At 57.1% G+C, this 23,809-nt stretch carries 19 protein-coding genes and 1 tRNA gene; 13 read left to right on the top strand and 7 right to left on the bottom strand.

Annotated features, from left to right (window positions below):
• Positions 1-3 precede the first annotated feature (3 nt).
• A complete protein-coding gene (gatA, locus tag ACEE09_RS02345) occupies positions 4-1,593 on the top strand; it encodes an Asp-tRNA(Asn)/Glu-tRNA(Gln) amidotransferase subunit GatA (protein WP_449081724.1) in 1,590 nt (529 codons plus the stop codon).
• Positions 1,594-3,099, top strand: coding sequence for an Asp-tRNA(Asn)/Glu-tRNA(Gln) amidotransferase subunit GatB (gatB, locus tag ACEE09_RS02350; protein WP_449081726.1), 1,506 nt, complete (start codon positions 1,594-1,596; stop codon positions 3,097-3,099).
• Positions 3,100-3,727: 628 nt separating this feature from the next.
• Here gatB and ACEE09_RS02355 read toward each other — a convergent pair.
• Genes ACEE09_RS02355 through ACEE09_RS02365 form a run of 3 tightly spaced genes read right to left on the bottom strand, consistent with a single transcriptional unit; the run spans position 3,728 to position 7,862 of the window.
• The gene (locus ACEE09_RS02355; protein ID WP_449081727.1) at positions 3,728-4,627 is read right to left on the bottom strand and encodes a hypothetical protein; all 900 of its coding nucleotides are present in this window, start codon (positions 4,625-4,627) and stop codon (positions 3,728-3,730) included.
• A complete protein-coding gene (locus ACEE09_RS02360; RefSeq protein ID WP_449081729.1) occupies positions 4,624-5,670 on the bottom strand; it encodes a hypothetical protein in 1,047 nt (348 codons plus the stop codon). The genes ACEE09_RS02355 and ACEE09_RS02360 overlap by 4 nt, the downstream gene beginning before the upstream one ends.
• An 8-nt stretch (positions 5,671-5,678) precedes the next feature.
• Positions 5,679-7,862, bottom strand: a complete 2,184-nt coding sequence (locus tag ACEE09_RS02365; protein ID WP_449081731.1) for a S9 family peptidase — start codon at positions 7,860-7,862, stop codon at positions 5,679-5,681.
• 290 nt (positions 7,863-8,152) lie between these two features.
• Between ACEE09_RS02365 and ACEE09_RS02370 the strand changes: the two genes are divergently transcribed.
• On the top strand, positions 8,153-8,836 hold the full coding sequence (locus ACEE09_RS02370; protein ID WP_449081732.1) for an alpha/beta hydrolase: 684 nt from the start codon (positions 8,153-8,155) through the stop codon (positions 8,834-8,836).
• Positions 8,837-8,866: 30 nt separating this feature from the next.
• Here the strand turns inward: ACEE09_RS02370 and ACEE09_RS02375 are convergent, their stop codons facing one another.
• A complete protein-coding gene (locus ACEE09_RS02375) occupies positions 8,867-9,085 on the bottom strand; it encodes an RNA-binding S4 domain-containing protein (RefSeq protein ID WP_449081734.1) in 219 nt (72 codons plus the stop codon).
• A gap of 139 nt (positions 9,086-9,224) precedes the next feature.
• Here ACEE09_RS02375 and ACEE09_RS02380 point away from each other — a divergent pair, with 139 nt between their 5' ends.
• Positions 9,225-10,607, top strand: coding sequence for a glycine--tRNA ligase (locus tag ACEE09_RS02380; protein ID WP_449081736.1), 1,383 nt, complete (start codon positions 9,225-9,227; stop codon positions 10,605-10,607).
• Between the two features lie 310 nt (positions 10,608-10,917).
• On the opposite strand, the gene ACEE09_RS02385 is transcribed toward ACEE09_RS02380, so the two are convergent.
• Positions 10,918-11,538, bottom strand: a complete 621-nt coding sequence (locus ACEE09_RS02385; RefSeq protein WP_449081738.1) for a GNAT family N-acetyltransferase — start codon at positions 11,536-11,538, stop codon at positions 10,918-10,920.
• Between the two features lie 195 nt (positions 11,539-11,733).
• On the opposite strand from ACEE09_RS02385, the gene ACEE09_RS02390 reads away from it, so the two are divergent.
• The 4 genes from ACEE09_RS02390 to dusB all read left to right on the top strand — a co-directional run bounded on the left by ACEE09_RS02390 (position 11,734) and on the right by dusB (position 16,284).
• Positions 11,734-12,708 carry a GNAT family N-acetyltransferase gene (locus ACEE09_RS02390; RefSeq protein ID WP_449081739.1) on the top strand — a complete coding sequence of 325 codons (975 nt, stop codon included), beginning with the start codon at positions 11,734-11,736 and terminating at the stop codon, positions 12,706-12,708.
• 474 nt (positions 12,709-13,182) lie between these two features.
• Complete coding sequence (locus ACEE09_RS02395; RefSeq protein WP_449081741.1) at positions 13,183-13,950, top strand: DUF2382 domain-containing protein; 768 nt, start codon at positions 13,183-13,185, stop codon at positions 13,948-13,950.
• 99 nt (positions 13,951-14,049) lie between these two features.
• Positions 14,050-14,934: an SDR family oxidoreductase gene (locus ACEE09_RS02400; protein ID WP_449081743.1), complete on the top strand. Its 885-nt coding sequence runs from the start codon at positions 14,050-14,052 to the stop codon at positions 14,932-14,934.
• 153 nt (positions 14,935-15,087) lie between these two features.
• On the top strand, positions 15,088-16,284 hold the full coding sequence (gene dusB, locus ACEE09_RS02405) for a tRNA dihydrouridine synthase DusB (protein ID WP_449081745.1): 1,197 nt from the start codon (positions 15,088-15,090) through the stop codon (positions 16,282-16,284).
• Positions 16,285-16,306: 22 nt separating this feature from the next.
• Here the strand turns inward: dusB and ACEE09_RS02410 are convergent, their stop codons facing one another.
• The gene (locus ACEE09_RS02410) at positions 16,307-16,726 is read right to left on the bottom strand and encodes a hypothetical protein (RefSeq protein WP_449081747.1); all 420 of its coding nucleotides are present in this window, start codon (positions 16,724-16,726) and stop codon (positions 16,307-16,309) included.
• A gap of 886 nt (positions 16,727-17,612) precedes the next feature.
• On the bottom strand, positions 17,613-18,200 hold the full coding sequence (locus ACEE09_RS02415; protein ID WP_449081749.1) for a TetR/AcrR family transcriptional regulator: 588 nt from the start codon (positions 18,198-18,200) through the stop codon (positions 17,613-17,615).
• A 90-nt stretch (positions 18,201-18,290) separates the two neighbouring features.
• Between ACEE09_RS02415 and ACEE09_RS02420 the strand changes: the two genes are divergently transcribed.
• The 5 genes from ACEE09_RS02420 to ACEE09_RS02440 all read left to right on the top strand — a co-directional run bounded on the left by ACEE09_RS02420 (position 18,291) and on the right by ACEE09_RS02440 (position 23,798).
• A complete protein-coding gene (locus ACEE09_RS02420; protein ID WP_449081750.1) occupies positions 18,291-18,989 on the top strand; it encodes a GAP family protein in 699 nt (232 codons plus the stop codon).
• Between the two features lie 65 nt (positions 18,990-19,054).
• Complete coding sequence (locus tag ACEE09_RS02425; RefSeq protein WP_449081752.1) at positions 19,055-20,416, top strand: deoxyguanosinetriphosphate triphosphohydrolase; 1,362 nt, start codon at positions 19,055-19,057, stop codon at positions 20,414-20,416.
• A 262-nt stretch (positions 20,417-20,678) separates the two neighbouring features.
• Positions 20,679-22,583, top strand: coding sequence for a DNA primase (dnaG, locus tag ACEE09_RS02430; protein ID WP_449081754.1), 1,905 nt, complete (start codon positions 20,679-20,681; stop codon positions 22,581-22,583).
• Positions 22,584-22,679: 96 nt separating this feature from the next.
• Positions 22,680-22,755, top strand: a tRNA-Asn gene (locus ACEE09_RS02435).
• Positions 22,756-22,925: 170 nt separating this feature from the next.
• Positions 22,926-23,798 (top strand): phage holin family protein, encoded by an 873-nt coding sequence (locus ACEE09_RS02440; RefSeq protein ID WP_449081756.1) that lies wholly within the window; start codon positions 22,926-22,928, stop codon positions 23,796-23,798.
• The last annotated feature ends 11 nt before the right edge of the window (positions 23,799-23,809 follow it).

A 23,809-nucleotide genomic window follows, 5' to 3' on the forward strand; every position in this document is an offset into this window, starting at 1 on the left:
GGCATGAAGGACATCATCAAACTTTCTGCAGCAGAACTTGCTGAGAAGCTGGCCGCTGGCGAACTGACCTCTGTTGAGGCGACCCAGGCCTACATTGACCACATCACCGCTACCGACGGTGAACCCCTAGATGCAGAAAACCGCGCAGCCGGTAAGAGCGGTCTCAACGCTTTCTTGCACCTGAACGCTGAAGAAGCCCTTGAGGTAGCCGCTAGCGTCGATGCAGATCGTGCAGCCGGTAAAGAACTCCCTGCCTTGGCAGGCGTCCCCATCGCTGTCAAGGATCTTATTGTCACCAAGGGCCAGCCCACCACTGCTGCCTCCCGCATGCTTGAAGGCTGGATGAGCCCCTATGACGGCACCGTCACCCAGAAGATTCGTGAGGCTCGCATGCCTATTCTGGGTAAGACTAACCTCGATGAGTTCGCTATGGGTTCTTCCACCGAGCACTCAGCCTTTGGCGTGACCCGCAACCCCTGGGCCCTGGACCGTATTCCCGGTGGCTCAGGCGGTGGCTCCGCGGTCGCTGTGGCAGCCTTCCAGGCTCCCTTGGCCTTGGGCACTGACACCGGCGGTTCTATCCGTCAGCCCGCAGCGGTTACCGGCTCGGTCGGCGTGAAGCCCACCTACGGCTCTGTCTCCCGCTACGGTGTGATTGCTATGGCATCTTCCCTGGACCAGGTAGGCCCCTGTGCCCGTACCGTCCTCGATACTGCCTTGCTGCACGAGGTTATCGGCGGCTACGACCCCAAGGACTCTACCTCCCTGAACGAGCCAGTGCCCGCCTATGCGGATGCTGCTCGCGCCGGTGCTGCTGAAGGTGGCCTCAAGGGCCTGCGCGTTGGCGTCATCAAGGAGCTCACCGGTGAGGGCTTCCAGGCTGGTGTGATGGCTCGTTTCAATGAGTCCCTGGAACTGCTCAAAGAAGCCGGTGCAGAAATCGTTGAGGTTTCTCTGCCTTCCGTTAAGGAAGCTATTGGGGCCTACTACTTGATTATGTCCTCTGAGGTTTCCTCAAACCTGGCTAAGTATGACGGTGTTCGTTTCGGTCTGCGTCAGCTACCTGAAGAGGGTAACGTCACGATTGAGCGCGTCATGGCTGCCTCTCGTGCAGCCGGTTTCGGTGCAGAAGCTAAGCGCCGTATTATTCTGGGTACCTACGCCCTGTCTGCTGGCTACTACGATGCCTACTACGGTTCTGCCCAGAAGGTGCGTACCCTGATTCAGCGCGATTACGCTCAGGCCTTTGAGGTCGCAGATGTGCTGATTAGCCCCACTGCTCCTACCACCGCCTACAAGCTGGGGGAGAAGACCAAGGGCGATCCCATGGCCATGTACAAGGGCGATATTGCCACTGTGCCCACTAACCTTGCCGGTGTGCCCTCACTTTCCTTGCCCGGTGGCCTGGCAGATGAGGACGGTCTGCCGATAGGCATCCAGTTCACCGCACCTGCCCATGAGGACGCCCGCCTCTACCGCGCCGGTGCTGGCCTGGAGGCCCTGCTGACCGCCAAGTGGGGTGGCTACCTGCACGAGCAGCTACCTGATACTGCCGCCCTGATTCGTGACTTTGACTTCGAGGGAGCTAAGTAAATGTCTGAGGAAATCCTGTCCTTTGAAGAAGCCATGGAGAAGTACGACCCCGTACTGGGCTTCGAGGTTCACGTTGAACTCAACACCAAGACCAAGATGTTCGATGCCGCTCCTAACGAGTTTGGTGATACCCCCAACACCAACGTCACCCCCGTCTCGCTGGGCCTGCCCGGTGTGCTGCCGGTGGCCAACGGTAAGGCTGTTGAGTCTGCTATCAAGCTGGGTCTGGCTCTGGGCTGCGAGATCGCACCTATCAGCCACTTTGCCCGTAAGAACTATTTCTACCCCGATACCCCCAAGAACTTCCAGACCTCCCAGTACGATGAGCCCATCGCCGCTAACGGGTCCTTGGATGTTGAGCTGGAGGACGGCACCGTCTTCACCATTGATATTGAGCGCGCCCACATGGAAGAGGACGCCGGTAAGCTGACCCACAAGGGTGGTACTGCTGGCCGTATCCAGGGTGCAGATTTCTCCCTGGTGGACTACAACCGTGCCGGTGTGCCCCTGATTGAAATTGTTACCCGCCCCATCGTGGGTGCAGGGGATAAGGCCCCTGAGCTGGCCCGCGCCTACGTGGCAGCTATCCGCGAAATCGTGAAGAACCTGGGTATTTCTGATGCCCGTATGGAACGCGGTAACGTGCGCTGCGATGCTAACGTCTCGCTCATGCCTAAGGGTAGCACCGAGTTCGGTACCCGCTCTGAGACCAAGAACGTGAACTCTCTGCGCTCGGTTGAGCGTGCGGTGCGCTATGAGATTCAGCGTCACGCAGCAGTTCTGGACGCTGGTCAAAAGGTTGTGCAGGAAACTCGCCACTGGCATGAGGACACCCGCGAGACCACCAGCGGCCGCCCCAAGTCTGACGCTGATGACTACCGTTACTTCCCTGAGCCTGATCTGGTTCCGGTGGTGACTGACGCTGAGTGGATTGAGCGTCTGCGCGCGGAGCTTCCTGAGCCTCCGGCTGAGCGTCGCCGCCGTCTCAAAGCTGACTGGGGCTTCTCCGATGAGGAGTTCCGCGATGTGGTCAACGCTGGTGCCATGGACGCCATTGAAGAGACCGTTGCCGCTGGTGCCCCTGCCGCTGTTGCTCGTAAGTGGTGGATGGGTGAGATTGCCCGTATCGCCAAGGAGCGTGAGGTTGAGCTGACTGAAACCGGTGCAACCGCCGCTACTATCGTTGAGCTCAACCAGCTCATTGAGGGCAAGAAGATTAACGATAAGATCGCCCGCCAGGTGCTGGGTTTCGTCATTGAAGGCGAAGGCACCCCCGCTGAGATCGTTGAGAAGCGCTCTTTGGCTGTGGTGTCTGATGATTCGGCCCTGACCGCTGCTATCGATGAGGCCCTGGCTGCTATGCCTGATGTTGCCGATAAGATTCGTGCCGGTAAGGTTCAGGCTGCTGGCGCTGTGGTTGGTCAGGTCATGAAGGCTACCCGTGGCCAGGCAGATGCCGGACGCGTGCGCGAGCTGATTCTTGAAAAGCTGGGTGTTGAGGGCTAAACATCCCACTAGCTAGCTAATGTGCTGACCGGGTGCTCTTCTTCAAAGGGAGGGCACCCGGTTTTTCTTTTCATGCGTGTGCTGGCACAACGGTCTTTGGGGTGTGCTGGCGCAACGGTCTTTGGGGTGTGCTGGCGCAACGGTCTTTGGGGTGTGCTGGCACAACGGTCTTTGGGGCGTGTGCGGGCTTGGTGTACATGGGTACAAAAAGGCGCCCGCTCTGGGAAGGAGGGGCGCCTTATTGATATGTACCGCGGGTAGGGCTCTGAGGTGAAGAGCTCTACGCGGCCAAGGGCCGGTGCACTAGGGAAGGTTGACCGGCCGCCAGGGTAGGTAGCAAAAAAATCGCACTGAAGCTACCTGGGTTCTCGATTTAACACGGTGAGAGGCTCTCACACTAGTACAAGGGGGGACAACTAGGAGCGAAAACATGCACCAGGGGCGTGCTGCCTTTCAGAAGCTCTGAGCCTCCTGCACCGGTTATAAAATCGAGTGCAAGGGAAGGTGGTTACCACATCCACCATGCCTTACACGTATTAGGTTATGTTCTGCTACGTCTCGCTTATATCGCAGTTCTAGGGCGAGCCTTAACACGGGGGCAGACGAAGCCGGCTGACAGCGGTGCTACCTAGGTGGTTGCTGGTGCCCAGCTGAGGGTGAGGGTGGTGTCCTTGAGGCTGGGGTAGAAGTGGGAGAGGTAGTCAGTGATGGTCTGAGCGCAGGTAGTGCGGGCAGGGGCTTTACTGCCGCTTGCCTGTTCGGTGAAGCTCACGGTCAAGGGGGTTCCGGTTGCGGTGAGTTTGATAGCTGCGGAGTAGCTGCGGTGGGTGAAAGGCAACAGTAGCTGGTAGCTGCCATCTGCTGGTGGGTGGACTCTACCGCGGACGCTAAAGCGTAGCATGAAGGTTTGCAAGGGTGGGATGAAACTGGTGGGGGTGAAGACCCATTCTTGGTCTTTACTCACACGCGAGACGGTGAAGTGCTGGTTAGTGCAGGTGAGTTCTTGGCCCTGGGGGAGGGCAAAGACGAAGGCGGAGCACCCTGATTCTAGGCTCAGTAGGGTGTAGGTGGCGTTGAGGGTGAAAGCTTCTAGGTCTGCTGGGTCAAGGAGGATATCGAGGTAGCAGCTTGAGGTGAGCACCTGGGGGTTATTGCGGAGAAACTGTAGGGTTTCGGAGTCGTCAAAGCCCTGGGTTGCGGCCTTGTGCAGGGCTTTTTGGGTGCGTTCGTCGAAGCTGAAAGTTTCGCTGAACAGGTCGATGGTTTCGCTGCTTATATGTTCGCCGGTGATGGCCCGCCGTACCCGGTCTTTGTACTTATAGGGTGGGATTTCTAGGCCGTAGACCGTGTGCTGGTGGGCGCTGATGGCCCGGGCGATTGCCCTGATAGAAAAGGGGTTGGATTCGCCGAGTTTTTCGTGGTGAACGTAGCGTTCCCAGGTTTCGCGGACGTAGGGCTCAAGGAGTTCTGAGCGCAGGAGGGAGCTGACCAGGTGGGTGGTTGAATCTGATGTGGGTGTGCTGCTCATGGTAGGGGCGTGGTGGTGTTGGTGGTGAGACGGGAGAGCCAGGAGGGGTCGTTTCCGTGGTAGTGGCGGATAGCTCCTTCATAGTTGCATTCCCAGAAGTAGGCGAAGATGGTGTCTTCGGTGATGGGGAAGCTCATGGAATAGCGTAGCTGGGCTGGTAGTTCTATGACTTCCATGAGGTTTTGATCGCTCATGGTGTGGGACCAGATTTTCTGGTGCATGTTGGTGGGTGGGGCATCGAAGGTTAGGGCCAGGCTGGTGTTGAATCTGGCTGGGGTGAAGGGGCCTAGGGATGCGTAGTTGAATTTTTCTTGCTCAACGAGCATGGGGTCGATGTCCATGTCGATGCGGTAGCGAATCTGATGCACCTGGCCGTAGCGGATAGGTGCTGGTGGCTGGATGGCGAGCTGCCACATGGTGTTTTCTTGGTGGTGGATGTGAGCGCCTGTCTGCTCGTTACGGGAGATGAGCTGGCCGCCCTCAATCAGGGTGATGGTTGAGTCGGTGCACTCAAAACGGGGGCAGATGAGGGTGAGCTCATCAATCTCGGAGCGGATGATTTCGGTGACAAGGAAGTAGCGCATGAACCCGAACGCATCGACGTGCCCGTCCATGAGAGTGGAGAGGGAGGTGTAATTGCGGGTATCAATGGTGCGTTCGGCTCTGGTGAGGGTTTCTGCTCGCTGGGCTAGCTTACGGCTAAGGCTGTGGGTAGAGAGGGCCCGCTGTAGTTCTCTAGCTTCGGCTGCGGTGAACTCGAAGGCTGTGATGAACATGTGGGCGGTGGCGTCCGAAATTGCTTCGCCGTTGAGGGCCCGTGAAACCCTGTCTTTGATGGTGGCTGGGTCAATGTCGTGCTCGAGGTAGTCTGAGAGCTCGTAGGCGATGAAGGTGGCTACGGCTCGCTGGTTGATGGAGTTACCCCGCCGTCTTTGTACGTGCCGCATCCATTTTTCCCGATAGGGCGGTTTGTTGAGCAGGGAGAGCAGGATTTGGTGGGGGACGCGCGGGGTCAGATCTACCAGATCAGCGGACGGTGACATGGGCGGGGTTACTCAGAGAGGGTGCTGGCACCCAGGTGGGTGAGGAGAAAGGCGTAGTCCCAGGCGATTTCGCGCCAGGCGGTGTAGCGTCCTGACCCGCCGCCGTGCCCGCCGTCCATCTCAATTTTGAGCAGGGGAGTGGGGGAGGCCGGGTCAATGGTTTCGCGTAAGGCCGCTACCCATTTGGCCGGTTCGACGTAGAAGACGCGGGTGTCATTCAAGGAGGTGACAGCAGCAATGGCCGGGTATGTGACGGGGCGGATGTTCTCGTAGGGGGTATAAGACTTCATATAGTCGTAGACCTCCCGGTCAGTAATGGGGTTGCCCCATTCTTCCCATTCCAGGGCCGAGAGCGGCAGGTCGGGGTCAAGAATGGTGGTGAGAGCATCAACGAAAGGCACCTGGGCCAGGCAGACTGCATACTTTTCAGGGGCCATATTCACAACAGCGCCCATGAGCAGGCCACCAGCTGACCCGCCCATGATGCCGATACGGTTGGCATCCACCCAGTCTTGGGAGGCTAGGAAGTCGGTGGCGTCGATGAAGTCGGTGAAGGTGTTTTTCTTGGCCAGTTTCTTCCCCTCGGTGTACCAGGCACGACCCATCTCACCGCCGCCGCGCACATGGGCTACAACGAAGATGACGCCGCGGTCTAGCACGCTCAGGCGGGCGGTGGAGAAATAAGGGTCCATGGAGGACTCATAGGACCCGTAGCCGTACTGAATCACGGGGTTTTCACGTGTTTTATCGAGGTCGGCGCGGTGCATGATAGACAGGGGAATCATGGCCCCATCTGCTGCCGGTGCCCACATGCGGTAAGAGATGTACTTTTCTGGCTGGTAGCCAATGACGGGGGTGCGCCGGCGCAGCACCAGCTCGTCGGTGTCTGGGAAATAGTCGTAGACACTGTTGGGGGTCAGGTAAGAGGTGTAGTTCAGCCGGATGACCGGTGACATGATATTCACACCAGAGAAAGCTGAGGTGTAAAGCTCTTCGGTAAAGCCTCCCGGCTCATAGAGCTCAATACCCTGGGGGTGGCCGCTGGCCACCTGCTCAGCCAGGGCGCTACGCGGGGCCACAAAGACCTTGACGGTGGTGTTCTCACGGGCCATGAGCACCAGGTGGTTGCGGGAGAACTTGAAGCCTTCCAGGCGGACGTCCGCCCGGTGGGGAACCAAGGGCACCCAGCTGGCCTTGAAGTCGTCAAAGGGGACGTAGCGTTCGCGCAGGGGTGCCAGCACTACCTCACCGTTGGGGGCCTGATAGTTATGGCCGATGACCAGGTAGCCGGTGCCCCCAATATCGATAACATCGGTGGAGTACTCAATACCGGCGTCCCGTGTGATGATGAGTGTGGGCTCTACCTGCCCCAACTCATGAATGTTAATAATGCGGGTCTCTGAATACTCCGAATTAGCAGAAGTAATCACCACATGGGTGCGGGAGGAGGACATACCAGCACCCAACCAGAGCCCAGGATCATCCTCACGGTAGAGGGCAAAATCTTCAGAGGCGCTGCTACCAATAGTGTGGGCGCGCACCTCATAGGGGCGCCAGGCCTCATCAACCACCGAATAAATCAGGTGCTTAGCGCCAGAAGCAAAGAAAGCCCCCGCGAAGACGTCCTCTACCTTCTCATCAAGAATTTCACCCGTATCAAGGTTCTTAAAGTATTGGGTGTAGCGTTCATCACCAGAATCATCAACACTGAAGGTCAGTAGGGAACCATCACGGGTGACCTGGAAAGAACCCAGCGAGAAGAAGGCCATGCCACGGGCAAACTCGTTGCAGTCCAGCACCACCTGCTCACCCTCAAGAGGCTCACCAGGGCGGATAACCGGAGGCCGGTAGCGCTCTTCCACACTGCCCTCGGTCAGGGCAGGGACACGGCACATAACCGGGTACTGTTCACCGGCAACCGTGCGGTTAAAGTACCACCAGGCCCCGCGGCGGGAAGGAACCGACATATCAGTTAGTTGGGTGCGGCCCTTAATCTCTTCAAAAATAGCTTCACGCAAGGGCTGCTGGTCTTCTGTCACAGCCTCGGTGTAAGCATTCTCAGTGCGCAGGTGCTCAAGAACCTCGTCATTGCCCTTATCCCGCAGCCACTCATAGTGGTCCACAAAAGTATCGCCGTGATGGGTGCGTTCAACCGGTACACGCTTGGCAAGAGGAGGAGTTAAAGACATCATGAGCCCTTTCGTAAAAACTCGCTTTCCCCTCATTCTAAAGGACGTTCACACAGCCTAACTTATGCAATACAAAGATACATGCAGAAACTTTTGACCCCTTTTAGAACGCCCCCAGGCCCTTAGACCAGACTGGAGGCAAGCCAAGAGAACCAGCCCTAAGCCCCAGCTAGTTGGTCGGCAATCTACCCTTAGGGCTCAAACATTTGCTTGCTGGCGCTCGTAAAACTTACCTGCGGAAGATAGACTGCCTACGCTTGCCCTTCATACCGAGACATACTTAGGAGAGTTTCATGAGCCAGTACACGGTTGAATATTCAAAGGCCGAACCCTACCGCCGGGGCACCCACCTGGTGGTGCTCCTACACGGCTACGGCTCCCACGAGCGCGACCTACTCGGGCTCACTTCTTACCTGCCACATGACGCAGTGACCTACGCGTCCGTCCGCGCGCCCCAGCCCGTCGGCTACCCGCTACCGGCGGACGCCAGCACCGCCTACGTCCCGGCACCCGCCACCGGCTACCAGTGGTGGCCCCTCAACCAGCAGCTAGAAACCGTCGGCTTCACCGCCATCAAACTAGCCGTAGACTACCTGCTGGGCTGGCTTGAACCTATTGCCGCTGACTACGAAAGCGTGACCCTGCTAGGCTTCTCCCAGGGTATGGCACTTGCCACCTCGGTAGCCCGCACCCGCCCCGATATGGTCAAAGCCGTCGTGGGGCTCTCCGGCTACGCCGTAACCGGAGGAGAGGGCTACTTCAAGGACGAACAACTAGCAGCTAACCCCCTGCCCCTCTTCTGGGGTCGCGACGAAGCTGACCCCATCATCCCCGCCGCAAATATTGCCGAAACCCAAGAATGGGCCGCCCAGCACGCTACAGTCACCGCCCAAACCTACACCGGTATCGGGCACGGTGTCGCAGCAGCAGAACTGGCCCACATCTCAGCCTTCTTGAAAGAAAAAGTGCTCCCCTAGGAGAACCACACCGAAGAAGAGGAGAGGGGGCTAGTCAGTTTCGACCTGCACCGTCATGCCGTTAAGCTCAACGGTATCCCCAGCATGCAACTGACGCCCCCGCTGCTCACAAATCTCCCCATTCACCTTCACCAGGCCCTCCTGAATGACCTCACGGGCATGCACCCCGTTCTCCACCAGATTCGCCAGCTTCAAAAACTGGCCCAGACGAATCATCTCATCACGAATAAAAACAGACTCAATACTCATACCCACCACTCTACCTGCGCCAGCACCCACGCCCCTAGGTGCGGTAGGCTTAAGAGCGAGTGCGCCACCCCGGCCCACGTCCTTTCACATCCAAGCACGCCACAACCGGTGGCGCAGGCTCACAGGAGAAAAAACACCTATGGCACCGAAGTCCAAACTCGATAACGTTATTTCACTGGCAAAACGCCGCGGATTCGTCTTCCAGGCAGGTGAAATCTACGGTGGATCCCGCTCAGCATGGGACTACGGCCCGCTCGGTGCCGAACTCAAAGAAAACATCCGTCAGCAATGGTGGCAGACCTTCGTCCGCGCCCGCGAAGACATGGTCGGGCTGGACTCCTCCATCATCCTGCCCAAGGCAGTCTGGGAAGCCTCAGGCCACGTAGCAACCTTCACCGACCCCCTCGTTGAATCCCTCCACACCCACAAGCGCTACCGCGCCGACCACCTCATCGAAGCCTACGTCGCCAAGCACGGCCACGAACCAGCCAACGGCCTAGCAGATATCCGCGACCCCGAAACCGGCCAGGAAGGCGCCTGGACCGAACCCCAAGCCTTCTCCGGCCTCATGAAAACCTTCCTAGGCCCCGTCGATAACGAAGAGGGCCTGCACTACATGCGCCCCGAAACCGCCCAGGGCATCTTCGTCAACTTCAACAACGTCGTCACCGCCGCCCGCAAGCGTCCGCCCTTCGGCATCGGCCAAATCGGTAAAGCCTTCCGCAACGAAATCACCCCCGGTAACTTCATCTTCCGCACCCGCGAATTCGAACAGATGGAAATCGAATACTTCGTGCACCCCAACGACGCACAGAAGTACTTCGACCAGTGGGTAGAAGACTGCTGGAACTGGTTCATCGACCTAGGCATCAACCCCGACAACATGCGCAAATTCGATGTCCCGGCAGAAGACCGCGCCCACTACTCAGACGGCACCATCGACCTCGAATACCGCTTCGGCTTCCAGGGCTCCGAATGGGGCGAACTTATGGGCGTTGCCAACCGCACCGACTACGACCTGGGCGTCCACAATGAACACTCCAACGCCAAGCTCGAATACTTCGACCAGGGCAGCGGCGAACGCTACGTCCCCTACGTCATCGAGCCCTCCTTCGGTCTGACCCGTTCCATGATGGCCTTCCTGGTGGACTCCTACGTTGAAGACGAAGCCCCCAACACCAAGGGCGGGGTAGATAAGCGCACCGTACTCAAACTCGACCCGCGCCTCTCCCCGGTCAAGGCCGCCGTCCTTCCCCTGTCCAAGAAGGAAGACCTGGTGCCCACCGCCAAGAAGCTCGCTAACGAGCTGCGCCGCAACTGGAACATCGACTACGACGACTCCGGCGCCATCGGCCGCCGCTACCGCCGCCAGGACGAAATCGGTACCCCCTTCTGCATCACCGTAGACTTCGACACCCTCGAAGACCAGGCAGTTACCATCCGCGAACGCGACACCATGACCCAAGAACGCGTCTCCCTGGACAAGGTCACCGCCTACCTAGCAGACAAGCTGACCAAGTAGGTAGCGTAGTTTAGATACACAAAAGGACGGCCGTGCGTGAGCAACGGCGCTACAGACGCGTCTCTGCCAGCGACCCTCTCGCTCCTCGCCTGGGGCTCGCCCAGCCTCGTAAACTCGGCTGATTCCGTGCTCTCTTACATGCTCGCTAGCTCGCACCCGAGCACTTCATCACGCCAGCCCCGAGCCAGCTGGCTTAAGACGCGTCTGTAACGCCTAGAGAAGGTACAGAAAAGTCGCCCCTCCCCAAAGCGGGAGAGGCGACTTTCGTCTATTGAAGAAGCACGCAGGCAGCCTAGAAGAACAATATCTTCTAGATTTCTACCCGCTTCAAGTCGAGGGTCAGGTGGCCTGTCACTGAGCGGGCGGCCTCCCAGTCGCTGCGCAGCACAGCTTTCAGTACCGCGTCGTGGTACTCGCCGTCAATCAGGAAGGCTTCGCGGCGGCGCCCCTCAGACACAAACCCGCAGGAAGTATAGACGTGCTTGGCGCGCTCATTAAAATTCAGCACCTCAAGCCCAATACGGTGCAACCCCAGCTTCTCAAAAGCATAATCGACCATGAGCTGAGTAGCCTCCGTGCCGTACCCCTTATTCTGGCCAGCTTCACCGATAGCAATACGGTAATTAACAGACCCGTTATCGGGGTCAAACTCATTAAACGCCACTTCGCCCACATACTTTTTCTGATCTAAAGCGTAGATAGCAAGGTCAAGCCGCTTCTTTTTCTCATTGCGGCGCGAATACCATTGGCGGGTTTTCGTCTCATCGAAAGGGCGGCCCTGGGTCACCCGCGAGTGTGCAGTACCGGTTTTCAGGAGCACCTCGGGCTCTTGCAGAATACTAATCATGGCATCAATTGCTTCATCGGTGAAAGGGCGAAGCTCTACCAGTGAACCTGAGAGGGTGGGCTTGTGGGCAAGGGGAGAAGTCATAACACCACGCTAAATAATAGACTCAAATAAACTTCAAGCCCTTCGAGTCTATCCGGTGACAGCCCGGTGAAATCAAGGTGTTTGCTGGCCGTTTCACGCTCAGCGTGCACCACGCCCCTACAGTAGGTGCCCGCCCGTAGGGCAGGGGCGCTAAAGTAGATGGGTACACCCACCGGCTACCTGAAAGGTACTATCGTGAGCACCGCCGAGAACACCTACACTCTACGCCCCTGGCGCGAGGGCGATACCCTAGCCCTCTTAGAGTACTGGCACGATGCTGAAAACCGGCAGGTAGCCGCCTTCCGCTCATCCTTCGGGCCAGATTCTGACGCCCGCTTCTCCCGCACCCTTGTTGCCGAACACCAGGGGGTGCCCGTAGCCGCAGGCACCATCTACGAGACTGACCTACACCCGGCCCGCCTCTGGTGCTACATCGAGGTAGCCCCTGAACACCGCCGCACAGGCCTAGGTAGCCTACTTCTGCAGAATCTTAAGGACGCTGCCGCCTCAGCCCCCAGTGCGGCTTCGGCTTTCCGAACCAAGGTGGAACCAGCCTCCACCGGCCTAGACTTTGCTTCTGCCCGCGGTTTCACCGTCGCCCAGCGCTCGCGTATGGTGCGTATTGAAGCTGGGGCGGTGCCCTCGGTGCCCCTACGCCAGGATGAATCTGAGCGTATTACCCAGGCGATTGAAGATTTAGCTACCGGGTCTGTGGAGCTAACCCAGCGTTTCTGGGAGTTCTACCGGGCCGTGCACACCTGGGATGAGCCAGCCGATATGCCTATCGGCCGGGTTAACCGTCTTTTCCTGTCTGATGAGGCTGAGGCTCTGGGCGCTGTGGTCTTGCGTGATGATGTGCTGCGTGCCCAGGCTAATGGTAAGAAGGGCGATATTATCGCCTTTGCTGTGAGCTACCGCCCTATTGAGGTTGATGCCGGGCAGATGCCCGTCTCAGAAGATGATGCTACTGAAATCACTATCGGTTACCGGGTGGGCCACCCTGGTGCCCGTGAGGCTATTATGCAGCTTCTTTCGGTGCTGACTGGTACCTATGCGGTGCAGGTTGAGGTTGATGATTCTATGGAGGATCTAGCCGTACTGATTGACCAGCTCGTGAAGATGGGGGCTGCCACCGTGACCAGCGAGTCCCTGGTGCTGGTGGACGGCTAACCCAGACATTTTTTCTAAGACCCCTTGGTTCTCTCTTCACCCCCATACTTTTTGAGGGGGTGAAGAGAGAACCAAGGGGTCTTTATTATGGTCGAGCGGACGGGGTGTATCTGCCGATATTATTTGACGTCCTACAAGCGCCTAGTGCCTCTTATGTGCCGATGGTAAATATGATTTTAGAGGGTGTTTACCTTAAAAATAGACCTGCGTTACCTTGTTGGGTAATACCTGCTAGGAAGATGGTGACTAGGTGCCTTGGTGCTGTATATACACTGTTTGGCTTTATGGTGTTCTTTGTTTTGTCTCAGAGTGAAATCTTGTCATTTTTCTTAAAAAGCCCGCTTATGAACTTGCTCAGTCTACTGAAAGTATGTAGTGTTATAAACAGTTGTTCAGCCTACTGATAGCACTCATAGGGAGTCTATCGCTGAAGCAACAACTCGTACTGAGAGTCGCAAAGAAAGGCAATAGCTCATGGCTACCAACGAAACCATTGAAACCCTGCGCAACAGCACCGTTTTCGGCACCGACGGCGAAAAGATCGGTCACGTAGGCGAGCTCTACCTGGACGCACAGACCGGCGAACCCACCTTCGTCACCGTCAACACCGGTTTCTTCGGCACCAACGAATCCTTCATCCCCGTGGACCAGGCTCGCTATGCAGGCGACGAAATCCACGTCCCCTACACCAAGGAATTCGTCAAGGATGCCCCCAACATCGCAGAAGATGGCGAACTCTCACCCGCTGAAGAGCAGCGTCTCTACGAGTACTACTCACTTACTGCAGGCACCGCCACCGCAGGTGTAGCTCACACCGAGCGTCCTGCCACCGGCGCACCTGCAACCCATGCAACCAACACCGCTGAACACGGCGACGTTGTAGCTCACGAAGAGCGCCTCAACGTAGGCACTGCCACCAGCGCAACCCAGACCGGCCAGGTCCGCCTGCGCAAGGTCGTCCGCACCGACACCGAAACCGTCGAGGTGCCCGTCCGCAAGGAAGAAATCGTCGTTGAGCGCACCAACCTCAAGGACGGCGAAGTCGTCAACAACTACGACTTCGACTCCGCAGAGGCACACGCAGACGTCACCGTCACCGCCCACGAAGAGCGCCCCGTAGTCTCCACCGAGACCGTAGCAACTGAGCGCGTCTCTGTAGGCAAGGAAGTACACACCGACACCGAGCGCGTCTCAGCAGACGTCCGCAAGGAAGAAATCGTTGTAGAAGGCGACAAGAAGTAAGCACTAGACTAAGCCTCTAGCGCTGAACAGCCTCACGCAGGGCCCCGGGAAAACCACCCGGGGCCCTTTCCTATAACCCCCAACCCCAAAGGACGAAAAATGGCCCACCTCGTAGACCCCCGCAGCAAATACCCCGTCATTGCCCCTCCCAAACAAACCCAGCCCGAACCCGGCCTTGACGCAGAGATGACCCCCAAAGCTGACCTAGGCATCGACACCTACAAAGGAAACGGCAGACTCAAAGGGCGCCGCGCCCTTATCACCGGTGGCGACTCCGGTCTCGGGGCAGCAGTTGCCATCGCTTACGCACGCGAAGGCGCCGATGTCGCTATCGCCTACCTGCCAGAAGAAGAACCAGATGCCCGCCTCATCATCGAACAGATTGAGCAAGCCGGTGTTAAAGCCCTAGCACTACCCGGGGACCTACGAGAACGTGAACACTGCCAGCAGATCGTTAAGCAGACAGTAGAAGCCTTTGGTGGGCTAGATATTCTGGTCAACAACGCCAGCCGCCAGGTCTGGCACGAAAAACTCGAAGACATTTCAGACGAAGACTTCGACTCCACCATGAAAGCTAACGTCTACTCCTCCTACCGGGTCACCAAAGCGGCACTACCGCACCTTGAGCCTGGGTCAGCTATCATCTTCACCTCCTCAATCCAGGCCTATGAGCCCAGCGAAACTCTGCTGGATTACGCCCTGACCAAGGCGGCAATGAACAACTTCAGCAAGGGCCTGGCCCAGGCCCTAGCACCGCGCGGTATCCGCGTCAACGCCATCGCCCCCGGCCCCTTCTGGACCCCACTGCAACCTAGCCACGGCCAGCCCCAAGAAAAGCTCACCCAATTCGGGCAAGACACGCCCCTGGGCAGAGCCGGCCAGCCTGCCGAAATCGCTGGGGCCTATGTTTACCTCGCCTCAGATGAGGCAAGCTACGTATCGGGTGAGACCCTGGGCCTTACCGGCGGGCGCCCCACACCCTAAAGACACACCCCCTTTTATCTCTCACGACGCCTGCCCCCACCTTCCCAACCCCACCCCTAACCGGTGCCGGGTCGGGGAGCGGGGGTGGGCGTCCTTACCTATTGCTCTAGCTAACAGCGCACCAGGTGGCCTTTATGCCAGAATTGGTAGGTTATGACAGAAGAGACTCTTGGGACCGGGCAGATGCCGGCCCGCGCTAAGCAGCTAAAACTGCCGCCCCTACAGCTAGGCAAACAGACCATCGACACCCCGGTAGTGCTGGCCCCCATGGCAGGCGTTACCAATAAGGCCTTCCGCAGGCTCTGCCGCGACTACGGCGGCGGGCTCTATGTAACCGAGATGGTGACCGCCCGCTCCTTGGTCGAACGCAACCCTGAGTCTCTACGCATCATTGACCACGACGGCGACGAGAAAATTCGCTCTATCCAGATTTACGGGGTGGACGCCGTCAACGTGGGCAAAGCAATTCGCATGGTGGTCGAAGAAGACCGCGCCGACCATATCGACCTGAACTTTGGCTGCCCCGTCCCCAAGGTCACTAAGCTTGGCGGCGGGTCTGCCCTGCCCTGGAAGACTGACCTTTTCACGGCTATCGTCCAGACCGCGGTGCGTGAGGCTTCCCGCAACGATATTCCCCTGACCATCAAAATGCGTAAGGGCATCGATGAGGACCACCTGACCTACCTGGAATCAGCCAAAATAGCTCGTGACGCGGGGGTTGCGGCTATCGCCCTGCATGGGCGCACTGCCGCCCAGCACTACTCTGGTAAGGCCGATTGGGGTTCTATCGCCCGTTTGCGTGAGGCTATCCCCGATGTGCCGATTTTGGGTAATGGCGATATTTTTTCTGCTGAGGACGCCATCGCCATGGTCGAGCAGACCGGGGTGGACGGCATTGTGGTGGGTCGTGGCTGCCAGGGCCGCCCCTGGCTCTTTGGTGACTTGCAGAATGCTTTTGAAGGGTCTGAAGAGCGCCACCGCCCCTCTGTTTCTGAGGTGGCTGACATGATTTACCGCCATGCTGAGCTGCTGGTTGAGACTTTTGGTGATGAGTCCCGTGGCCTGCGGGAGATTCGTAAGCATGTGGCCTGGTATTTCCATGGCTACCCGGTGGGCGGTAAATTGCGCGCCAAGATGTCTACTGTTCCCACTCTCACCGCTTTCCGTGAGTACCTGGCTGAGCTGGATCACTCTATCGGCTACCCTGGTGCTGCTGTTGAGGGGCCGCGTGGCCGAGCTGGTAACCCCAAGAAGCCTCACCTGCCCGATGGCTGGCTGAACTCCCGCCTCCTGGGGGACGCCGAGCGTCTGGGTCTAGTGGACGCCGAACTAGATATTAGCGGCGGCTAGGGGAGCGGACGCCTGCCCCCGCCTAGTCCATGTCGGGCGGCGGAGGGTCGGTGGGTGTTTTGTCTTTCCACAGGTTGATACCCCACATGATGGAGAAGGGGCTCACCATGTGGAGGCTATGAAAGACAGCTCCGCACTCTTCACCGTAGATATCGCTGCTTGGGTCTGATGCGGCGATGGCTCGTACCGCTGCGATATTGAGGCAGATGGCAAGAATCAGTAGGAGAAGCCCGAGTATCCACCCGTAGATGAGTAGGCCAGCGGCTGCCACAGTGAGTAGGAGCGTAGCCCAGCCTTTGAAGGTGTTGCCCAGAAAGAATTCGTGGGTGCCGAGGTAGCCCTGCCAGCAGGCTATCTGGTAGGCCCCGGACTTGGTTCGGACTAACCTTTCATAGCGAAAATGCTCCAAATCGCCATAGTTGGGTACGTACTTCTCGCTCATAGAAGACGACTGTACCTTCCAGTAGGGGGGCGCAAACCGTAGGTTACATTGAGTGCTTACCAGAATCGCGCAGTGCCCACGCCGTGTGTGGACGCTGCGCGATTCTGGTAGACGCTGGGTTCGCAGTGCACACGCGGACGGACGCGCCCGCCTTCTTATCGCAGGTCAGGGAGGTAGGCGAGGGACACCCCGCCACAGTTTGCGCACCCCGTAGACACCGTAGTTCTCCTGGTGTATTTTGACCAGTTCCGGGATGAGCAACTGGTCGCTTAGTGTTCTGGCAACTGGCACACGGGCCTTAGCAGCCCGGTAACCACGGGAGGTGATAAACCCACCGATGAAAGTGGTTGCTAGTACCCGGCAAATAGGTTCGACCCCGAAGAGATCCTTGTGCGTGTCTATGAAGCGGATCATCAGCGGGCCGGACGGTCGAGCTCGGTTGCGAAAAAAGCTGAAGCGGCTTTCAGGATTTCGTTGGCTCTGCGTAGTTCAGCGATTTCTTTGCAGGAGGTGTAGAGGGGTTCGTTTGGGTGGTTTTTCGTCGGTCAGAGGGTAGGCGTAGGGCTCTGGTTTTGAGTTCTTGGGGTATCTTGGGGGCATGGGTAAAGTTTCTTTGGGTTGTTGGTTTCCAATTTTAGGGGTGGGAACTAAACCCAGTACATATCACTTTGTCTTCTTGGTCCTCGCCATTATTTCCATTGTGATGACGGTGCCCGGCAGTCTAAAAAGTAGCACACCGGTAAGCCCGTACTACTTGGCGACCGCCCCTGAAGGGTAAAAACTCATCTCCCCGTAGCATCTCGCTGCGGGGAGATATGTTTAAAGGGCAGCAGGTAGTAAATAATATGCGCTCTTTTTTTTTGGGGGGGATAGGACGTTCGTACCTCTAGCTCAGGATTTTCCTCAAGCCGCTTCTGACATCAGCTTTAATCTCATCGACTAGCCCTGGTTGGCTTGGTGCGTTCAGATAATCTAGGGTCAGGCCATTGATAAAGGCTGTTAGAAGCCGGGCAGTGCGAGCAAGATCTTCAGTGGCGATTCCCAGCTCTCCGGTAGATTGCCAGGCGGTCAGTCCCTGTATTAGACGATCCTGGAAAGTTGCTAGCTCCTGCTGATACAACTTGGCTAGCCCGCTGCGAGTTGAAGCTGCTGCGCCCATAATAATCCAAAGCGTGGCGTCCTCTCGTTGTACCTCTCCAATCGGTAGAAGCTCGAGTAGGGCAGTCGTCAGTCTTTCCAAGGGGTCAGCGGGCAATTGTAGATTCTGTACCCGTTCGTGTTGCCGTGCTGTAGAGCGCAGGAGTGCTTTTTCGAGCAACTGATTTTTTGTGCCCATGTAGTACTGGACGGTGCCGTGGGTAAGGCCTGCTTCTTGGGCTACTTTTCGCACACTCACTACATCAAAACCTTGTGTGACAATCACGCGGATTGCCGCATCACTTATGGAGGTTTCTTGAGCAGATATATCAGACATATATGCACTTTATCAACGAAGAGGCCTTAACCTTATTTTCTCATGCGTTCGTATGATAATGTCTTATACGATCGTATGAAGGAGCGGGTTATGGCCAATTACTTTCCACTCTTCGGGCTGGCGTTAATTGATAGCCTCAGCCTGGGGACCCTGGTGATTCCTATAGTCCTGCTTCTCAAATGGGGGCGGGTGCGGGTACTTCCATACGGCACCTACCTGGCCACAATATCCGTCTCTTATCTTCTGATTGATGTCGCTCTTTTCTTTGGGATGCGATGGGTGATAGAAGCCTTCAGTCAGGTAGCAACCACCGTGTGGTTCAGCTGGATAACGCTGGTACTGGGTGTAGCTCTGTTTATCTTTGGAGTTTTCTCACCGAACCCCGTGAAGAAAACAGCAGATGAGATCATGGAGGCTCGCGCCAGCCAGATTAACCTTACGGCTCGGAGGGGAACCGGTTTGTTAGGGGTTATGAGCCTGGCTGTTGGGTCGGCTGTTTTAGAGACGGCAACCATGCTGCCCTACCTGGCTGCTATTGGCATTGTTCAATCGTTAGAAGTATCTTTCGGAGCGCAGCTGGTGGTGCTGGCTCTCTATTGCCTGGTGATGGTGGCACCGGCGGCTCTCATCGGTTGTTGTGCGCGCATGTGGGGTGACCGTGCCTTTGAAAAAATCTTCAAAATAATGCCGCGTTTAGAATACGAAGCCAAAGTAACCATCCTCTGGGCTGCGGCTATTGTGGGGGTGTTGTTGGCTAGGAATGCTGTGATTAGGCTCGACTTGTTCTAGAAAGCTGGAGTCGGCAGATTTTGATGTGCCGTTGTCAGCTGGATAGGGGCTACTAGACTTAAACCATGAAGACCACCCCAAGTGCACAACAACTGATTGAAAACTCACCCAATGAGCCCGCGCCAAGCCCCGGCTATACCGAGGCGGACGCCGAACGGTGGGTGCCTGAACATCACAAGTCTGTTTACCGTTCACCTTTTGAGCGCGATCGCGCTCGTGTGTTGCACTCGGCCGCCCTGCGCCGGTTGGGCGCTAAAACCCAGGTGGTTGACCCTGATACCGATGATTTTGTGCGCACGCGCCTGACTCATTCCCTTGAGGTCGCCCAGGTTGGTCGTGAGCTGGGGCGCATGTTGGGCTGTGACCCGGACGTCGTTGATACAGCCTGCCTGTCCCACGACCTGGGCCACCCGCCCTTTGGGCACAATGGTGAAACTGCCCTCGACCGGCTGGCGGCTGATGCTGGCGGGTTTGAGGGCAACGCCCAGACTCTGCGCCTGCTCACCCGCCTAGAACCTAAGGTGATTAGGCATGATGGGGGCCCGGCTGGGTTGAACCTGACCCGGGCGTCCCTGGACGCAACCTGCAAGTACCCTTGGGCCCGTGAGAAGGCCCCTGCCCGCGCTGACGGTAAACCCAACCGCAAGTTCGGTGTCTATGCCGATGATATGCCTGTCTTTGACTGGTTCCGTGCTGGGGCTGTTGAGGCTGGGGCTGCACCGACCCAAAAGTGTATCGAGGCGCAGGTTATGGATTTGGCTGATGATATTTCGTACTCGGTGCATGATGTTGAGGACGCTGTCTTTGGTGGGCACTTGCAACTTGATGATCTAAAAAATGCGGACGCCCGCCAGCAGGTTTTTGAGAAGACCCGGCTCTGGTATCTGCCGGGGGTTGAGGACGCCACCCTTGACCTGGCTCTGACCCGTTTGGAGGGCCTTGACCGTTGGTTGCCTAATATGACGGGGACCCGCTCGTCTATGGCATCTTTTAAGGCGCTTACCTCTACTTTGATTGGGCGTTTTGCTGCTCGTGCTATGGTGGCTACCCGTGAGGTGTATGGGGATGAGCCGCTGACCCGTTACCAGGCCCAGTTGGTTGTGCCAGAAGAGACGGAGCATGAGATTGCTGTGCTGAAGGGTATTGCTACTGCTTTTGTGATGGCACCGCGGGACGCGGCGGCTCAGGCTACAGATGGTAATCAGCAGGAGATTTTGGAGTTCTTGGTTCATGCTCTCTATGAGAACCCTGATTACCTTGACCCGGTCTTTACCGCTGATTTGCAGGAGCTGGGCCGTCATGATGATACTGCCCGCCTGCGCCTGGTCATTGATCAGGTTGCCTGTTTGACCGATCGTTCTGCGCTTGCTTTGTTTAAGCGGATTACTGGGACTCACTGGGCGGTGGGCGATAAGCCCCTCTGGTAGGTGTTGATAGAAAAGGAAAATCAGTATGAGATATAAGAAATCTTTGAGAGAGATTTTTGTGGCTGCTCTAGCTAGTGTGCTTGTTGGGCTGCTGGCGGGTGCTGTGACGGGCCTTTGGGTGGTTGGTGTGGGTTCTTTTATCGTCACCTTGCTTATAGCGCTTTCGCCGGAGTCTTTCGGGTTAGGGCGCACCCGTCGGGGGCCGCTGGATGACGACGCGGTTTGATGACGTAGTTTGACGGGGCAGACTAAAATTGAACCTGTGGCAGGCTTAATCAAACGAGAAGACATTGACGAGGTGCGCTCTCGCACCGACATTCGCGAAATCATTGAAGGGTATGTGACCCTCAAATCTGCAGGTATTGGCTCTTTCAAGGGCCTGTGCCCTTTTCATGATGAGCGCACTCCGAGTTTCCATGTGCGCCCGCAGATGGGCACCTATCACTGCTTTGGTTGCGGTGAGTCGGGGGACGTGATTAGTTTCCTCATGGAAATGGATCATACTTCTTTCACTGAAACGGTGGAGAAGTTAGCTGCCCGCATTGGCTATGAGCTGCACTATGAGCAGGGTAGCGGTATGAGCCGGGAAGAGGTAGGACGCCGCCAGCGGCTACTGGATGCCCATAAGGTTGCGGCGGAGTTCTTCCAGAAGAACCTTTATACTCCTGCTGCTGTGGAGGCCCAGAAGTTTTTGGGTGCCCGCGGGTTTGACCCTGTAGCGACCCAAAAATTTGGGGTTGGTTTTGCCCCTAAGGGGTGGGATAACCTGCTTAAATATTTGATGAATAAGGGCTTCACCACCGACGAGTTGCGTGAAACGGGTATGTTTTCTGAGGGGCAGCGGGGCCTCTATGACCGTTTCCGTGGGCGTATTATCTGGCCTATCCGCAATATTACTGGTGAGACTATTGGTTTTGGCGCCCGCCGTATTTTCGATGATGATCAGGGCCCCAAGTACCTTAATACCCCTGAGACTGCTCTCTATAAGAAGTCGCAGGTGCTCTATGGCCTTGATTTGGCTAAGCGCCCTATTGCTAAGAAGAAGCAGATTGTGGTGGTGGAGGGCTATACCGATGTTATGGCTGCCCAGCTTGCCGGTATTGATACTGCTGTGGCTACCTGCGGCACCGCATTTGGTACTGATCACATCAAAATTGTGCGTCGTCTGATTTCTGATGATGGCACTGGCGGCGAAGTGATTTTCACTTTTGATGGGGATGCTGCGGGGCAAAAGGCTGCCCTGGCTGCTTTTTCAGAGGATCAGCGGTTTGTTGCTCAGACCTTTGTTGCTGTGGCTAAAGACGGTATGGATCCTTGCGATTTGCGCCTTACCCGCGGGGACGCTGCGGTGCGTTCTTTGATTGCCTCCCGGCGTCCGCTCTTTGAGTTTGCTATTGATGCCACGCTTGCCAACTACGATTTGAGTACCTTGGAGGGGCGGGTGCGCGGTATGCGCGCTATTGCCCCCATTATTGCTGGTATTAAGGACGCTGCCCTGCGCCCGGCCTATGTGCGGCAGGTATCTGGGCAGTTGGGTTTGGACGCTGCTGAAGTTCAACGAGCGGTGAGCGCGGCGGCAGCTTACCCGCAGGCGTCCGCCAGTCAGCGAGCTGAAGCCGCAGAAGCTGAGCGTGCTGCCCGAGCTGCTGCAGAAGAAGCCCCGGCACCGGTGGAGGACCCCTATGAGCTCCCTGATATGCGCGACCCTGTAGCCCGTACTGAGCGGGAGGCTCTTGAAGTTGTCTTGCAGTACCCTCAGTACCTTTCTGTGGAGCAGTGGCAGGAGTTGGCTACCGTGCATTACCGTTACCGGGCCCATGGTGGGGTTGCTCAGGGCATTATTGGGGCGGCTTCGATGATGGCTCCTGCGGCTGGGGCTACCTGGGTTAATACAGTGCGTGCCTATGCCCCTGAGCCTGTGCATACTCTTCTGGCGGAACTTACTGTGGCCCCTATCCCGGCTCGTACCGATGAGCAGTTGATGCGTTATTCGCGGGATATTCTCAATCGTCTCTTTGAGCAGGAAATTACCCGCCAAAAGTCAGATTTGCTGATGCAGCTACAGCGCCTTTCGCCCCAGAATGATGCTGAGGCTTACCGGGAGATACAGCAGCAGCTGCTTGCTCTTGAGTTGCGCCGTCGTAGTAAGATGCAAGGCCAAGACTAGACTGTGACTGAGCTAACCTGCTCTCGGTTTGCGCGGTACGGGAACCCCGTGTAAAGTTATTACTCGTTGCGGCGATGAAAACATCGCAAACAACATTCCCCCGTAGCTCAATTGGCAGAGCATTCGACTGTTAATCGAAGGGTTACTGGTTCGAGTCCAGTCGGGGGAGCCACCAGAGAAAAGACCTAGCTTCGGCTAGGTCTTTTGCTTTAACTACTTACACCTTGCATAAACACGCTATATTCCGCTGCCTAGTCGCCACAAGCACCTAAAAGACGGTAAACTTACTATTTAGAAAATGTAAGATGCAAGTACGCTTATTGACACTAAGAGAGGTGGCACATGACCACTCCCAACGATCTAAACGGCTCCGTCCGGGCCCGGGGTCTACGCGCTGGCTATAACAACCTCAAAGCTAGCGCACAACACGTGGTTGACGCCGGTAAGGTGCTCACCAACCTAACCCCTAAGCAGCTCAAAGACGAAATCCAGATTGCCAAAATCGAAGTCAAAGAAAAGGGCATCGCCCTGGGCAAAGGCGCCGCTGTTGCCGCCATCGCCCTCATCTTTGCACTCTTCATGACAATCGCCCTCATCATCCTGGCCTACGTCGGCTTAGCCGCCCTCATGCCCAACTGGGCCGCTGCCCTCGTGCTCGTCGTGCTCTTCCTCCTCCTCGCCGCTATCGCCGGTTTCATAGCCTTCAAGATGATTAAGGCCCAGATGCCTCTCAAGCCTGAATCAGCTATCTTCGGCCTGCTCTACGACCTGGGCGTGCTCAAGGAAGGCTCCGCCATGACCGCCAAGCGCGTCAAGCGCGAGCAAGAAGAACGCGCTGAAGCCAAGAAGGCTGAAAAGCAGGCCTCTGAAAACGCCCAGGGCGGTAGCGATCAGCAGACTCACGCCACCCTCAACCCCAGCAAGGAACAGCTCATCCAGCGCACCAAGCAGCGCCGCGAGCACCTCAAGACCCTGCGCGATGACATCGAAACCTACTCACGCAACGTACAGGTTGGCACCCAGAACCTGGTCAACAACGCCAAGGCCTCCGCTAAGAACGCCCCAGCAAACGCAGCTAAAAGCAGCCGCAAACTGGCCGTAAACGCCTCCAACCCCGAGACCCTCCAGGTCCACTGGAAGTCCTTCGCAACCCTGGCAACCTCCCTGGGAGCCTTCTTCCTCTTCCTGGGTAAACTCATTAGCCGCCGCAAGTAAAACCCTTGTCT

The organism is Rothia sp. 88186D007BW, from assembly GCF_053544215.1.